The following is a 13,694-nucleotide window of genomic DNA, read 5'->3' on the forward strand; positions in this document are numbered from 1 at the left end:
CCACTAATCCACCCCGAAGGGCTTCATCGTTCGACTTGCATGTGTTAAGCACGCCGCCAGCGTTCGTCCTGAGCCAGGATCAAACTCTCCGTGAATGTTTACCCGTAATCGGGTGACACTCGCGTTGAGCGGCACAACCAGACGGAATAAGTCCGGTCGTGCACAGCGTCCTCGCTGTGTTGTTGCCCACCAGACCCCGAAGGGACCGGCGGGACTTTCAAAGGAACCGCGTCCCAATCGCAGAAGCGATCGGAGACGGGGTATTTTATAGTCTGGCGTTGACTTTTGGCACGCTGTTGAGTTCTCAAGGAACGGACGCTTCCTTTGTACTCACCCTCTCGGGCTTTCCTCCGGGCGCTTCCCTTCGGTATTTCGTGTTCCGACTCTATCAGATCCTTTTCCGTGCCGTTCCCGGCTCGAATTTCGTTTCCGATCCCCATCGGAGGGGTTTTGCCTTCTTGCTTTCGCTTTCCGGCGATTCCGACTTTATCAGATTCGTTCCGGCCGAGCTAATCGGCCTTTCCGCTTCCAACAAGGAGTCGAAGATGCTCGGCGTGAATTCAATTCACAGTCCGAAGCGATTCAGATACTAACGGTTGCGAGTGAACCTGTCCAGTTCGTTGCAACTGCTCGAATCTACCTCCCCTGTCATCCTGTGTCAACAGGTTTTCTGGGGCGAGGAGGACACTAGCAGGTCAGCGGGTGTCGATGCACATCCGACGGCACACCCATCGGCGTAGTCGGCAGCGACTTCACCCGAATCGTGCCGTCAGCCGAACGACGAGGGCGGGCTCTCCAGGTCCTCGAGCTCGATGCCCGGCGCCGAGAGGACCACGTCGCCGGCGAGGTGGACCGTGTGCTGCTCACCGGTGTCCAGGGCGCTGACCTGGTACTCGTCCACTTCCAGCGGGCCGTTGTCAGTGGCGTGTGCTGTCCTGCTGATCAGTGCCCACGACTGGTCGAGGGTGCGTGGGGCGAGGACGGGGGCGGTGAAGGCGACGAGCCGGACCCGGGTGGCTCCCCCGCCGGGGGAAAGCCGGAGGAGGCGGGAGACCGCCACATAGAAGGCCGGGGAGGTGCCCGTGAAGGTGTGTGCGGCGACGTTGCCCTCCGTCGCGTGCTCGCCGGTCGGATCCGTGCGGACCCAGGTCACCCCGTCCAGCGCGGCCCCGCGCACCTGCCAGCTCGCGGCATGGAGCTGGAGCCGGATCGGGCGGCCGAGTTCATCGAGGGTGAGGTCGACGGAGCCCGAGTGGTCGCCGGAAGGGGCAGTGGTCTGGGAGACATAGCGCCAGCCGGACGGGCCGGTGGCGCAGTGGAAGTGCTCTTCACCGAGGGGGGTGTGATCGTGCGGGTCGTGGAGGGAGTAGCGGCCGCGGGGCATGGTGGGGTCCTTGACGGGGAACGGGACAGGCCCCCGCCGAGGGCGGGGGCCTGGTACCGGCTGTGGGGCTACCGGCTTCTGGCGCGGGTGCGATCAGTAGCGGTAGTGGTCCGGCTTGTACGGGCCCTCGACCGGAACGCCGATGTACGCGGCCTGCTCCGGGCGGAGCGTCGTGAGCTTGACGCCGAGGGCGTCGAGGTGGAGGCGGGCGACCTTCTCGTCCAGGTGCTTCGGCAGCACGTAGACGTCGGTCGGGTAGGACTCGGGCTTCGTGAAGAGCTCGATCTGGGCCAGGGTCTGGTCCGCGAAGGAGTTCGACATCACGAAGGAGGGGTGCCCGGTCGCGTTGCCCAGGTTCAGCAGACGGCCCTCGGACAGCACGATGAGGACCTTGCCGTCGGAGAAGGTCCAGGTGTGGACCTGCGGCTTGACCTCGTCCTTGACGATGCCCGGGATCCTGGCCAGGCCGGCCATGTCGATCTCGTTGTCGAAGTGGCCGATGTTGCCCACGATGGCCTGGTGCTTCATCTTGGCCATGTCGGCGGCCATGATGATGTCCTTGTTGCCCGTCGTGGTGATGAAGATGTCGGCGGTCTCGACGACATCGTCCAGGGTGGTGACCTGGTAGCCGTCCATCGCGGCCTGCAGTGCGTTGATCGGGTCGATCTCGGTGACGATGACCCGGGCGCCCTGGCCGCGCAGCGACTCGGCGCAGCCCTTGCCCACGTCGCCGTAGCCGCAGACGACCGCGACCTTGCCGCCGATGAGGACGTCGGTGGCGCGGTTGATGCCGTCGATCAGCGAGTGGCGGCAGCCGTACTTGTTGTCGAACTTCGACTTCGTCACGGCGTCGTTGACGTTGATCGCCGGGAAGAGCAGGTTGCCGTCGCGCTGCATCTCGTACAGACGGTGGACGCCCGTCGTGGTCTCCTCGGTGACACCGCGGATCTCGGACGCCAGCTGCGTCCACTTCTGCGGGTTCTCGCCGAGGGTGCGGTTCAGCAGGGTGAGGATCTGGGCGAACTCCTCGCTGTCCGCGGTGGACGGGTCCGGAGCGGCGCCGGCCTTCTCGAACTCGACACCCTTGTGGACCAGGAGGGTGGCGTCACCGCCATCGTCCAGGATCATGTTCGGGCCGCCGGTGGGGGTGTTCGGCCAGGTCAGCGCCTGCTCCGTGCACCACCAGTACTCCTCCAGGGTCTCGCCCTTCCAGGCGAAGACCGGGACACCCTGCGGGTTCTCGGGGGTGCCGTTCGGGCCGACGGCGATGGCCGCGGCCGCGTGGTCCTGGGTGGAGAAGATGTTGCAGGACGCCCAGCGCACCTCGGCGCCCAGGGCGACCAGCGTCTCGATGAGCACGGCCGTCTGCACGGTCATGTGCAGCGAGCCGGTGACACGGGCGCCGGCCAGCGGCTGCGCCTCCGCGTACTCCTTGCGGATCGCCATCAGACCGGGCATCTCGTGCTCGGCGAGGGTGATCTCCTTGCGACCGAAAGCTGCCAGCGACAGGTCCGCGACCTTGAAGTCCTGGCCGGTGGAGGTGGTGGTCATACGGGCTGCTCCTCCTGAGGGGCGAGCGAGGGTGGGTACGGCCGTGCACGCGGTCAGGCTGCTGGACATTGTGGACACACTCGTCCCCTGGCCGCAGCGCAGTCCGTCGGAGGCCCTCTCTCCCTCGGCCGGTCCGTCGTGCGGGCCGCCCGACCGCCATCAGCAGCGACGTCTGGCTCTGGTCACGAATCTACACCGGGCTGCCCGGTGAACCCCAGCCCCGTTCGACTCCCGGCGGGCGGAGTGACAGGTTCCGGCCGCTCAGGGGCCCTGTCGGCGGCGGGATTTGAGGGCCGCATCGCTTTGCCCGGCCGGTCGTGTGTTGCAGGATGCGGTGAACGCGGGGGGACGCAGCGCCCTCCTGTGCGACGAGTGGTGAGGAGATCCATGTGACCAGTCCAGCCGATCCCCCCGACGGCGTGGGGTCGGGCGGGCCGAGGCTCAGGCTCCTCGCCGTGACCGCCTGCCCCACCGGAATCGCCCATACGTACATGGCCGCCGAGAAGCTGGTCCAGGCCGCGCAGGCGCTCGGCCACGAGATGAAGGTGGAGACCCAAGGCTCCATCGGCGCCGAGAACGTACTGTCTGACAACGATGTCATACAGGCGGACGGCATCATCGTCGCCGCCGACAAGGACGTCGATCTGAGCCGCTTCGCCGGCAAGCGGGTGCTGTCGGTCGGTGTCGCCGAGGGCATCCACCACCCGGAGCGGCTGATCGAGCGCGTCCGCAGCGCGCCGGTCCACGAAGGCGGTGGGACGGGCCGCGGAGCGGGCGGCGGCCCCGCGCTCGCCGCGTCGGCCGACGGGCCGGGCGGGGGTGGCGGGAAGCAGCGCGGCGTCGGCTACAAGGCGCTGATGAACGGCGTGTCCTACATGATCCCGTTCGTCGTCGTCGGCGGGCTGCTGATCGCGGTGTCGCTCGCGCTGGGCGGGCACGCGCAGCCCGACGGCGGCCTGGTGATCCCGGAGGGCTCCTTCTGGAAGCACGTCAACGACATCGGCGTCATCGGCTTCACGCTGATGGTGCCGATCCTGTCCGGCTACATCGCCTACGCCATCGGTGACCGGCCCGCGCTCGTCCCCGGCATGATCGGCGGCTGGATCGCCAATACCGGCGCGCTGTACGACTCGGAGTCGGGCGCGGGCTTCATCGGTGCGATCGTCACGGGCTTCCTCGCGGGCTATCTGGTCGTGTGGATCAAGAAGATCGAGGTCCCCAGGTTCGTCCGGCCGATCATGCCGGTCATCGTCATCCCGATCGTGGCGACCTCGGCGCTCGGCCTGTTCTTCATCTACGTCATCGGCAAACCCATCGCGTGGGTCTTCGAGCATCTGACGGACTGGCTCGGCGGTCTGACGGGGACGAGCGCGGCGCTGCTCGGGGTGATCCTCGGCCTCATGATCGCGTTCGACATGGGCGGGCCGGTCAACAAGACGGCGTTCCTCTTCGGCGCGGGCCTGGTCTCCAGGAACCCGGAGATCATGGGCATGTGCGCGGCGGCCATCCCGGTGCCGCCGCTCGGTCAGGGGCTGGCGACGTTGCTGCGTCGGAAGCTGTTCAGCGAGCAGGAGCGGGAGACCGGTCTGGCGGCGCTGTTCATGGGGTTCTTCGGCATTACGGAAGGCGCCATTCCGTTTGCTGCCGCCCGGCCCGCCCGGGTGATCCCGGCGAACATGGTGGGCGGCGCGGTGGCGGGCGCCGTCGCGGGGCTCGCGGCGGTCACGGACAGCGTGCCGCACGGCGGGCCGATCGTGGCCGTACTGGGCGCGGTCGGTGGGGTGCCGATGTTCTTCGTCGCCATCGCCGTCGGCGCGGCGGCGACCGCGCTGACGACCGTCACCCTGATGTCGGTGGGAAGCGGCACGGCGAGGGAAAGCGACCTCGCGAGCGCGCCCACCGCGCCCACCGAGCCCGTCCCGGGCGTCGGCGAGGTGCTCTCCGGCTATCTCACCGAGGCGACGGTGCGGCAGCGGCTCGTGGCGGACGAGAAGGAGGCGGCGATCCGTGAGATGGCCGAACTGCTCGCCGCCACCGGCAAGGTGACGAACGCCGACGCGCTCGTCGCCACGGCTCTCACCCGGGAGGCGCTGGGCACGACCGGGCTCGGCGAGGAGATCGCCATACCGCACGCCAAGACCGATGCCGTCTCGGCACCGGTCGTGGGCTTCGCCCGGTCCGCCGAGGGTGTCGAGTGGGGCGCCCCGGACGGGACGAGGGCCCGGCTCATCTTCATGATCGCGGTGCCGGAGGCGGCCGCGGGTGATGTGCATCTGCGGATCCTCGCGCTGCTGTCCCGGAGGCTGATGGACCCGGGCTTCCGGGAGCGGCTGCTGGCGGCTCCCGACACCGGGGCGATCATGCGGGTGCTGGGCGAGATCCAGTAGGCCCCGTATGAACGAAGGCCCCCGCGGAATCCGCAGGGGCCTTCGTTCATACGTCGAGCGCCCTCTCGGCGAGGGCCGGGGCTCAGTGGAGAGCCGGACCGCCGGGGGGGGTGGCGGGGTCCGCGCCCTCGGCCGCGACGTCCGCGTTGTAGATGTCCGGCTCCAGGTAGATCACCCGGGCGATCGGGACGGCCTCGCGGATCCGCGCCTCGGCCGCGTCGATGGCCGCGGCGACCTGGGCGGCCGAGGACTCGGCCGGTACCGCGATCTTGGCGGCGACCAGCAGTTCCTCCGGGCCGAGGTGGAGCGTGCGCATGTGGATGACCCGGGTCACGGACTCGCCGTCGACGGCCGCGGTGCGGATCCTGGCGACCTGGTCGGCGCCGGCCGCCTCACCGAGCAGCAGCGACTTCGTCTCCGCGGCCAGGACCAGCGCGATCAGGACGAGCAGGACGCCGATGCACAGCGTGCCGATGCCGTCCCAGACGCCGTCGCCGGTGCCCATGGTCAGCAGCACGCCGCCGAGTGCCAGCACGAGGCCGACGAGGGCGCCGAGGTCCTCCAGCAGGACGACGGGCAGCTCGGGAGCCTTGGCCGTACGGATGAAGGAGCTCCACGACTGCTTGCCGCGCAGCTCGTTCGACTCCTTGATGGCCGTCCGGAACGAGAAGCTCTCGGCGATGATCGCGAAGACGAGCACGCCGACCGGCCAGTACCAGTTGTCCAGGTCGTGCGGGTGCTTGATCTTCTCGTAGCCCTCGTAGAGGGCGAAGACGCCACCGATGGTGAACAGGACGATGGAGACGAGGAATCCGTAGATGTACCGCTCGCGGCCGTAGCCGAAGGGGTGTTCCTCGCTCGCCTGCTTCTTTGCCTTCTTGCCCCCGAGCAGGAGCAGCGCCTGGTTGCCCGAGTCGGCCACCGAGTGCACGCCTTCGGCGAGCATCGACGACGAGCCGCTGAACGCGAACGCGACGAACTTCGCCACGGCGATGGCCAGATTCGCGCCCAGCGCGGCGACGATGGCCTTGGTTCCGCCTGATGCACTCATGTGTGCGCTTTGTCCCTTCCGCCCCTGGATTTGCTTTGCTTTTCCTTTACGGCGGGTCATTGTTGCAGCCGTGGGGCGGGAGCGCGCGTCAGGCCGCCACTGTGGCGCGGAAGACGGTGGCCCCGCCGTGCAGGGCGATGCGCTCGTCGGCTCGTACGAAGACGGACTGGCCCTGGTCGAGGAGCAGTTCGGCGCCCTCGGCGTCCCGCAGGACGGCGGTGCCGGAGGTGCACAGCAGGATCTGCGCCGCGCCGGACGGCAGCACGGCCCCTTCGGCGCCGGGGGCGAGGACGTAGCGGGAGAGCCGGAACTCGTCGATCGGCGTCTCGTAGACCTCTTCGCCCGCCGCGTCGGCCTCGGGGCGCAGGACACCGGGGTCGCCGCTCTCGAAGCGGACGACGCGCAGCAGTTCGGGGACGTCGACGTGCTTGGGCGTCAGACCGCAGCGCAGCACGTTGTCCGAGTTGGCCATGATTTCGACCCCGAGGCCGTCGAGGTAGGCGTGCGGGACGCCGGCGCCGAGGTAGAGGGCCTCGCCGGGCTGGAGGCGCACGTGGTTGAGGAGCATGGCGGCGATGACGCCCGGGTCGCCGGGGAAGTGCCGGGCCGCGGCGGCGTACGCGGCGTACGCCTCCTGGTGCGGGCCGTCCTGTGCGGCGAGCCGTTCGGCGGCGTCGGCGGCCTGGGTGACGGTCTCGGCCATGACGGCGCGGTCGGCGGTCAGGACGGCGGTGAGGACCTCGCGCAGGGCGTCCGCCTCGGGGTGGGCGTGCAGGAGGTCCACGTACGGCTTGAGGGAGTCGACGTCGAGGGCGGCGAGCAGCTCGGCGGTGGCGGCCGGGGCGCGGAAGCCGCAGAAGCCGTCGAAGGGGGTGAGCGCGCAGATCAGCTCGGGCTTGTGGTTGGCGTCCTTGTAGTTGCGGTCCGGGGCGTCGAGGGGGACGCCGCGCTCCTCCTCGGCGGCGAAGCCTTCGCGGGCCCGGTCCAGGTCGGGGTGGACCTGGAGGGAGAGCGGGGCGGCGGCGGCGAGGATCTTGAGGAGGAACGGCAGCCGCGGCCCGAAGCGCCGGACGGCCGCGGCGCCCAGCTCGCCCTCGGGGTCGGCGGCGATGGTGTCGGAGAGAGCGCGGGGGCCGTCGCCGCGGTCGAGGCGGGAGGGGGCGCCGGGGTGGGCGCCCATCCACAGCTCGGCCTGGGGCTCGCCGGTGGGCGGGGTGCCGAGCAGTTCGGGGATCGCGGTGGTGGAGCCCCAGGCGTAGGGGCGCGCGGTGTTGTCGAGGCGGTCCATGGGGCGGTTCCTGACTGTTCGTACGGCTGGGACCCGGCTGCGGGCGAGGGGGCGGACCGTCCGCCCGCAGCCTGAATCGCTTCTACGGGGTCTGGGGAACGCCGCTACGGAGTGCAGGCGAGCGTCAGGTAGACGGCGGCGAAATCCGTGATGGCGAGGAGTTCCGCGGCGGTCTCCAGGGGGCTGCTGCCCTCGGCGGCCTCCAGCTCGCTGACGGGCGTCTCGCGTTGCAGGGCCAGCGCGCGGGCGGCGGGCGAGGGTGAGGTGATCTCCTCTCCCCGGTCCCGGAGCAGGACCACGCGGGCGTGCAGTTCCTGGGAGTCCTCCACCCGGTCGCGGAAGAAGTCCTCGGGGTCGGCCCCGGCGGCGAAGGCCCCGGCGAGCAGGGTGCCGTGCGCGGTCAGCGCCTCCGGCAGCTCGGCGGCGAGGGCGGGGCGCCCGGCGAGCGCGCCGAGGACGGTCGCGAAGTGGCGGCCGACGGCGGCGGACAGCTCGCCCTCGGTCCAGATGAGCGGGAGGGTGTCCGACAGCTCGGCCGCGAGGGTCTTGGCGGGGTTGCCGTACGTGGCGATGGCGGGTCCGCAACGCTCCGCGGTCTGGTCGAGGCGGCTCGCCAGCGCCTCCAGGGCCGTCGGCGGCACGTCGAACAGGCCGATGCGCCCGAGGAGGGCGAGCATCGGGGTGAGCAGCGACCACAGGGTGCCGGGGCCGGCGGGCAGGCCGGGGGCCGCGTCGGCCTGGGCGCCGCCCGTCACCGTCTCGTACGGCGCGGTAGCCAGCGGGATCGCGAGGCCGCGGGCCTGGACGGTGGCGTCGGCGAGCGGGGCGCCCACGGGCGTGACGCAGGCGACGGAACAGCCACGTCGGTAGGCCTGCTCGAGGAGGAGGGCGAGGCCCGGCTCCGAGCCGTCCGGGCTGGCGACGAGCAGCAGATCGAGCGGCCCGGCCCAGCCGGGGAGCGTCCACTGCAGGGCGCCCGGCGCGGGGGCCACCCCGACCGGCCGGATCAGGGCGACGGGACAGCCGCCGCCCGCGAGCGCGGTGAGCAGATCGGCGGCGCAGCCGGCTGTGGGGCCGGGGCCGGCGACCAGGACGGCGCGCGGCCGCCCGTCCGGTTTGAGGGCGTCGACGCCGGCCTCGGTCGCGTTGCGCGCGGCCGTACGGACCCGGGCGCCGCACTCGGCGGCACCGCGGAGGAGACCGTGGGTGTCGGCGCGGGACAGAGCTTCGGGGTCATCGAGAAGGGTCTCGTCGAACACCGTTGATCAGCCTCCGGTCGCCGTGGGATAAGCCATGCGGTGTGCCTGACGGGGTCAGGGTGACGGAGTCAGGCCGTTACGGGGATCAGGCGGGGCGGCGGGCCTCGTCCACGAGCAGGACGGGAATGCCGTCGCGAACGGGGTAGGCCAGCCCACAGCTCTGGCTCTCGCACACCAGCTCGGGGTTCGGCTCGGCGTCGGATTCCTCGCGGAGGGGGGCGTGGCACGCCGGGCAGGCGAGGATCTCCAGGAGACCGGCTTCGAGCGGCATGGGGTTCCCTTCGGAATGTTTTTTCTGTCCGCTCAGCCTATCCGCTGCGCGGGGCTTTGACCTTTGCCCTCCGCTGCGCGGGGCTGTCCAGGTGCGGTGTCGGGCCTCCGCGGGCCTGTTGTTCGGGCTGCTCCGCTTTACGCCCGAACAACAGGCCCGCTCCGACCTGCCACCTCCCGTGGTGGGTGGGGAAAAACAAACCCCTTGTGGCCCGGCACCGCCCCACGCAGTGGTTACGCGCGGACGATCGCCAGAACCTCGTCGCGCACACGGGCCACCGTCTCCGCGTCCCGCGCTTCCACGTTCAGCCGCAGCAGCGGCTCCGTGTTGGAGGCGCGGAGGTTGAACCACCAGTCGGCGCTCGTCACGGTGAGGCCGTCCAGCTCGTCCAGCTCGATGCCGTCCACGGCGTACGCGGCCTTGACCGCGGCCGCGCGGTCCGCCTGGTCGGCGACGGTGCTGTTGATCTCGCCGGAGGCGGCGTAGCGGTCGTACTGCGCCACCAGCTCGGAGAGCGGGCCGTCCTGGCCGCCGAGCGCCGCGAGGACGTGGAGCGCGGCGAGCATGCCGGTGTCGGCGTTCCAGAAGTCGCGGAAGTAGTAGTGCGCGGAGTGCTCACCCCCGAAGATCGCGCCGGTGCGGGCCATCTCCTCCTTGATGAAGGAGTGCCCCACCCGGGTGCGGACGGGCTTGCCGCCGTGCTCCTTGACGACCTCCGGTACGGACCAGGAGGTGATGAGGTTGTGGATGACCGTGCCGCCGGGGTGCTTGGCCAGCTCGCGGGCGGCGACCAGGGCGGTGATCGCGGACGGGGAGACGGGCTCGCCGCGCTCGTCCACGACGAAGCAGCGGTCGGCGTCGCCGTCGAAGGCGAGACCGATGTCGGCGCCCGTCTCGCGGACCTTGGCCTGGAGGTCGACCAGGTTCGCCGGGTCGAGCGGGTTGGCCTCGTGGTTGGGGAACGTGCCGTCCAGCTCGAAGTACATGGGGACGAGGTCGATCGGCAGACCGTCGAAGACGGTCGGGACGGTGTGGCCGCCCATGCCGTTGCCCGCGTCCACGACGACCTTGAGGGGGCGGCTCTTGCGCAGGTCGACCAGGGAGCGCAGATGCGCGGCGTAGTCCGCGAGGACGTCGCGCCGGGTGATGGCCCCCGCGCTGCCCGCGGCCTCGGGTGCGCCGCCGTCGGCCCAGCCCTCCACGAGGGTGCGGATCTCGGCGAGGCCGGTGTCCTGGCCGACCGGGGCCGCGCCCGCGCGGCACAGCTTGATGCCGTTGTACTGGGCGGGGTTGTGGCTGGCGGTGAACATCGCTCCGGGCAGGCCCAGTTGGCCGCTGGCGAAGTAGAGCTGGTCGGTCGAGCACAGCCCGATCTCGGTGACGTCGACGCCACGCGCGGCGGCGCCGCGCGCGAAGGCGCCCGACAGGCCGGGCGACGAGGGACGCATGTCGTGGCCGACCACGATCGCGCTCGCGCCCGTCACCTGGGCGAAGGCCGCACCGAACAGCTCGGCCAGGGATTCGTCCCACTGGTCGGGGACCACACCGCGCACGTCGTACGCCTTCACGATCTGCGACAGATCAGCCACAGCCAACCCCTCCTGGAGTCCGGTACGGGAAGACAAACCTACCCGGAGCCTTTGAACAATCCGGACGCCGGACGGGAAGAGGATTCCGTCATGACCGGAGAAGACCCCTGAACGCGGCAGAAACCGACAGAACACCCAAAGGCGGTGCCTTGGTCGGCATTTCGGGCAGCGTACGAGGTGTCAGGAGTCGGGCGAGCGCAGCACCCTGAGGTGGCCCCGGCGGGCGACCTCCATGGGATTGACCTCCCGGGCGCTCGGACCGACGGGCCCGGGCGTGGCGACGGGACCGTGCGCGCGCTCCGGTGGGCGGCCCGCCTCACGCACGGCATTGGCCAGCGCTTCGAGGTCATCGCCGCTGGGGCGGGCGGGACCGCTGTCGATGGCGAGACGGACGACCTCCCAGCCGCGGGGCGCGGTCAGGCGCTCCGAGTGCTCGGCGCAGAGGTCGTAGCAATGGGGTTCCGCATAGGTGGCGAGCGGTCCGAGAACGGCGGTCGAATCGGCGTAGACGTACGTCAGCGTCGCGACGGCCGGGCGGCCGCACGCGGTGCGCGAACAGCGACGTACAGGGCTCACGAGGTTGGACGGTACCGCACTCTTGAGCGGGCCGCGACGACTCACCCCCGCCTCACTCCTCCGTGTCGCTCCGGATCGCCCCGTGGGCGGCGCCGTCGAACGTCCTGGTCGACCTGTGTTCGGCAGGCGGTGGCAGCGGGCCCGCGGGTAAAGAAATCTGTCATCACCCGGCATCCATAGTGTCATTCGGCATGCGACCGCCGATCCTGGAGATGGCTGTAATTGATCGCATAGATGACCAGAACGCTCATCAGGCGACATGCGATGAGATGCGCGGGTACCGCGTGCACGCGGCCGGGTGGCGGATACTCTCGGAGGTGATGGACAGCCCCGTACCGCCCCGCCAGGCCGACCCGCGCCCCCGCCGCCGCGACCGACACGGACGCGGCATGCGCGGACCGATCGCACCGCCCCAGGTGCCGCTGTCCGTCAGCCGGGGCGAGGCCTTCATCGACCTGGTGCAGGACTCCGCCGAGCGGCTCGAGCGGCGCTGGCCGCAGCTGGCCGCGGTCGACTTCGTCGTCCGCGAGGTGCCGGTCACCGGCGGGCCGGACGACCCGGACGGCCCGGCCCCCTTCGGCCTCGACGGCGATGTCGTCCCGCTCGGCCGGTACGTCGAGGCGCACGGCGACAGCCCGGACCGGATCGTGGTCTACCGCCGCCCCGTGGAGATCCGCACCAAGAGCCGCGACGAGCGCGCCCTGCTCGTCCACGAGGTGGTGGTCGAGCAGGTCGCCGAACTCCTCGGGCTCGCGCCGGAGTCGGTGGACCCGCGCTACGGCCAGGACTGACCCTCCGTCCGTCACCGTCAGCGGTTCAGCATCGACAGGTCCTGCTCCGCCTCCGGGACCGCCACCGTGGAGCGGTCGTCGGGCAGCGGCTGGATCGTGAACATGGGCAGCCCGTCCTTGGGCAGCGCGAGCGTCCGCGAGGCGTGCACCGGGCCGCCGGAGACCTTCTCGACGGTCACGGCGTACGGGCCCTTCGCTCCGCCCGGCTGCGGCGGCTCCACGGCCAGCGTCGTCCCCGCCTTGACGGTGTAGGTCTTGCTCACCGGGCTGCCGCCGTCCGCGCCCGCCGAGGAGGTGACCTTCACCCGGGCCTCCTTGCCGGGGGCCGCCAGGGCGAGGGTGCTGCCCTTGGAGCGGTTGTCGGCGGCGGTCCCGCGCCCGTCGAGGGCCGGGGTCGCGGGGATGAACGCCGTCTCCTGCTTGTCGCCCTTGCCGCGCGTGACCCGCAGCGCGGCGACGACCGGGGCGCTGTCGCCCTCCGCCGTGAGCAGCAGCGACCCGGCCTGGCCCTTGGTGACGTCCCCGAGGTCGACGGCGGTGGTCATCCCGCTCTTGACGTGCAGCGTCTCGTGGCCCGCCGGGCTGATCGAGCCGCTCGGTCCGGCGAGGCGCACCGTGAGGTCGGCGTCGTCGTCACCGGACACATGGGCGACGAGCCGCACGGAGGTCGCGTCGGCCGGGATGCCGGGGAGGACGACGTCGGCCGAGGCGTCGCCGGACGGGGTGAGCCAGTCGCCGCCGAGCTTCTCGTCGGACGCCTGCACGGCCGCGCCCACCCGGCCGTTGCGGGCCGCCACATGGAGGGTCAGGTCCTCGGTGGGCGCGTCCGTCAGGGTCGACAGCAGCACCGGCACCGTCGAGCGGGGCGGGACGTTGACGGCCTCGCCGGTGGGAGCCTTGATCCGGCCGTCCTTGCCGTAGAGCTCCAGGTCGACGACGGCCGCCGTGGTGTCGGGGTTGGTCACGTGGACGTAGTCCTGGCGGCCCTTGGCCGTGCTGACGCCGGGGAACCAGAAGGACGTGTCGGGGGCCGCGCACGTCATACCGTGCAGCCCGCGTCCGGCGCCCGCCGCGATCACCGTGGTCTGCTGGGTGGTCCAGCCCGGGGCGAGCGCCCCGTCGGCGGTGCCGACGAGGGCGGGGGCGTCGGAACTGCTCGTGGTGGCGGTGGCCGGCTTGCCGGGCTCCTTGAGCGACAGGACGGGCTTGCCCGCCTCCTGGGGGGCCTTGGCGCCCTTGCCGGCCTTCTTGGGGTCGGCCTTGGCGTCACTCCTCGGCGCGGGGCCCGCCGCCGACAGCAGCTGGGCCGCGGACTTCCGCCCGCCCGCCGCGGTCTTCCCCGGCGGGGTGAAGGAGGTGTACGTCGTCTCGCCGACGTCGGACGAGGTGGGCGCCGGGCACAGCGCGGTCGAGCGCTGCACGGGCAGCCGGGCGGGAGCCTCGGCGCCCGTCTCGGCGGCCGGCGGCGCGCCCCCCAGCGCGGCGACGCCCGTGACGGCGGCGAGCGCCGCGGCGGCGCCGAACAGGGACAGGGTGGTGCGCTTCAC

At 71.2% G+C, this 13,694-nt stretch carries 11 protein-coding genes and 1 rRNA gene (1 of these 12 only partly in view); 2 read left to right on the forward strand and 10 right to left on the reverse strand.

Translation table 11 applies throughout. The features are described 5' to 3' along the window. The 3 genes from AB8O64_RS14410 to ahcY form a co-directional block, all read right to left on the reverse strand. Positions 1–95 (reverse strand): 16S ribosomal RNA (locus AB8O64_RS14410); it reaches 1,429 nt to the left of the window's first position. 674 nt (positions 96–769) lie between these two features. Then, entirely contained in the window at positions 770–1,384 is a 615-nt protein-coding gene (locus AB8O64_RS14415) for a hypothetical protein (RefSeq protein ID WP_365208076.1), read from the reverse strand. A gap of 93 nt (positions 1,385–1,477) precedes the next feature. After that, on the reverse strand, positions 1,478–2,935 hold the full coding sequence (gene ahcY / locus AB8O64_RS14420; RefSeq protein ID WP_370419537.1) for an adenosylhomocysteinase: 1,458 nt from the start codon (positions 2,933–2,935) through the stop codon (positions 1,478–1,480). A 389-nt stretch (positions 2,936–3,324) separates the two neighbouring features. On the opposite strand from ahcY, the gene AB8O64_RS14425 reads away from it, so the two are divergent. Beyond that, complete coding sequence (locus AB8O64_RS14425) at positions 3,325–5,322, forward strand: fructose-specific PTS transporter subunit EIIC (protein ID WP_370419538.1); 1,998 nt, start codon at positions 3,325–3,327, stop codon at positions 5,320–5,322. 82 nt (positions 5,323–5,404) lie between these two features. On the opposite strand, the gene AB8O64_RS14430 is transcribed toward AB8O64_RS14425, so the two are convergent. From AB8O64_RS14430 to AB8O64_RS14455, 6 genes are all read right to left on the reverse strand, one after another. Then, the gene (locus tag AB8O64_RS14430; RefSeq protein WP_370419539.1) at positions 5,405–6,373 is read right to left on the reverse strand and encodes a cation diffusion facilitator family transporter; all 969 of its coding nucleotides are present in this window, start codon (positions 6,371–6,373) and stop codon (positions 5,405–5,407) included. An 88-nt stretch (positions 6,374–6,461) separates the two neighbouring features. Next, positions 6,462–7,661 carry a mannose-6-phosphate isomerase, class I gene (gene manA, locus AB8O64_RS14435; protein ID WP_370419540.1) on the reverse strand — a complete coding sequence of 400 codons (1,200 nt, stop codon included), beginning with the start codon at positions 7,659–7,661 and terminating at the stop codon, positions 6,462–6,464. Between the two features lie 104 nt (positions 7,662–7,765). Further along, positions 7,766–8,920, reverse strand: coding sequence for an SIS domain-containing protein (locus tag AB8O64_RS14440; RefSeq protein WP_370419541.1), 1,155 nt, complete (start codon positions 8,918–8,920; stop codon positions 7,766–7,768). An 85-nt stretch (positions 8,921–9,005) separates the two neighbouring features. Further along, positions 9,006–9,191, reverse strand: coding sequence for a Trm112 family protein (locus AB8O64_RS14445; RefSeq protein WP_184734151.1), 186 nt, complete (start codon positions 9,189–9,191; stop codon positions 9,006–9,008). Between the two features lie 233 nt (positions 9,192–9,424). Continuing rightward, positions 9,425–10,780, reverse strand: a complete 1,356-nt coding sequence (locus AB8O64_RS14450) for a phosphomannomutase/phosphoglucomutase (protein WP_365379859.1) — start codon at positions 10,778–10,780, stop codon at positions 9,425–9,427. A gap of 180 nt (positions 10,781–10,960) precedes the next feature. Then, complete coding sequence (locus AB8O64_RS14455) at positions 10,961–11,401, reverse strand: DUF3499 domain-containing protein (protein WP_356456122.1); 441 nt, start codon at positions 11,399–11,401, stop codon at positions 10,961–10,963. A 275-nt stretch (positions 11,402–11,676) separates the two neighbouring features. Between AB8O64_RS14455 and AB8O64_RS14460 the strand changes: the two genes are divergently transcribed. Continuing rightward, complete coding sequence (locus AB8O64_RS14460) at positions 11,677–12,147, forward strand: metallopeptidase family protein (RefSeq protein WP_356456120.1); 471 nt, start codon at positions 11,677–11,679, stop codon at positions 12,145–12,147. A 17-nt stretch (positions 12,148–12,164) separates the two neighbouring features. Here AB8O64_RS14460 and AB8O64_RS14465 read toward each other — a convergent pair whose 3' ends face one another. Continuing rightward, positions 12,165–13,694, reverse strand: coding sequence for a DUF5719 family protein (locus tag AB8O64_RS14465; RefSeq protein ID WP_370419542.1), 1,530 nt, complete (start codon positions 13,692–13,694; stop codon positions 12,165–12,167).

The sequence above is a fragment of the Streptomyces sp. QH1-20 genome (assembly GCF_041283565.1).
GTDB lineage: Bacteria > Actinomycetota > Actinomycetes > Streptomycetales > Streptomycetaceae > Streptomyces > Streptomyces syringius.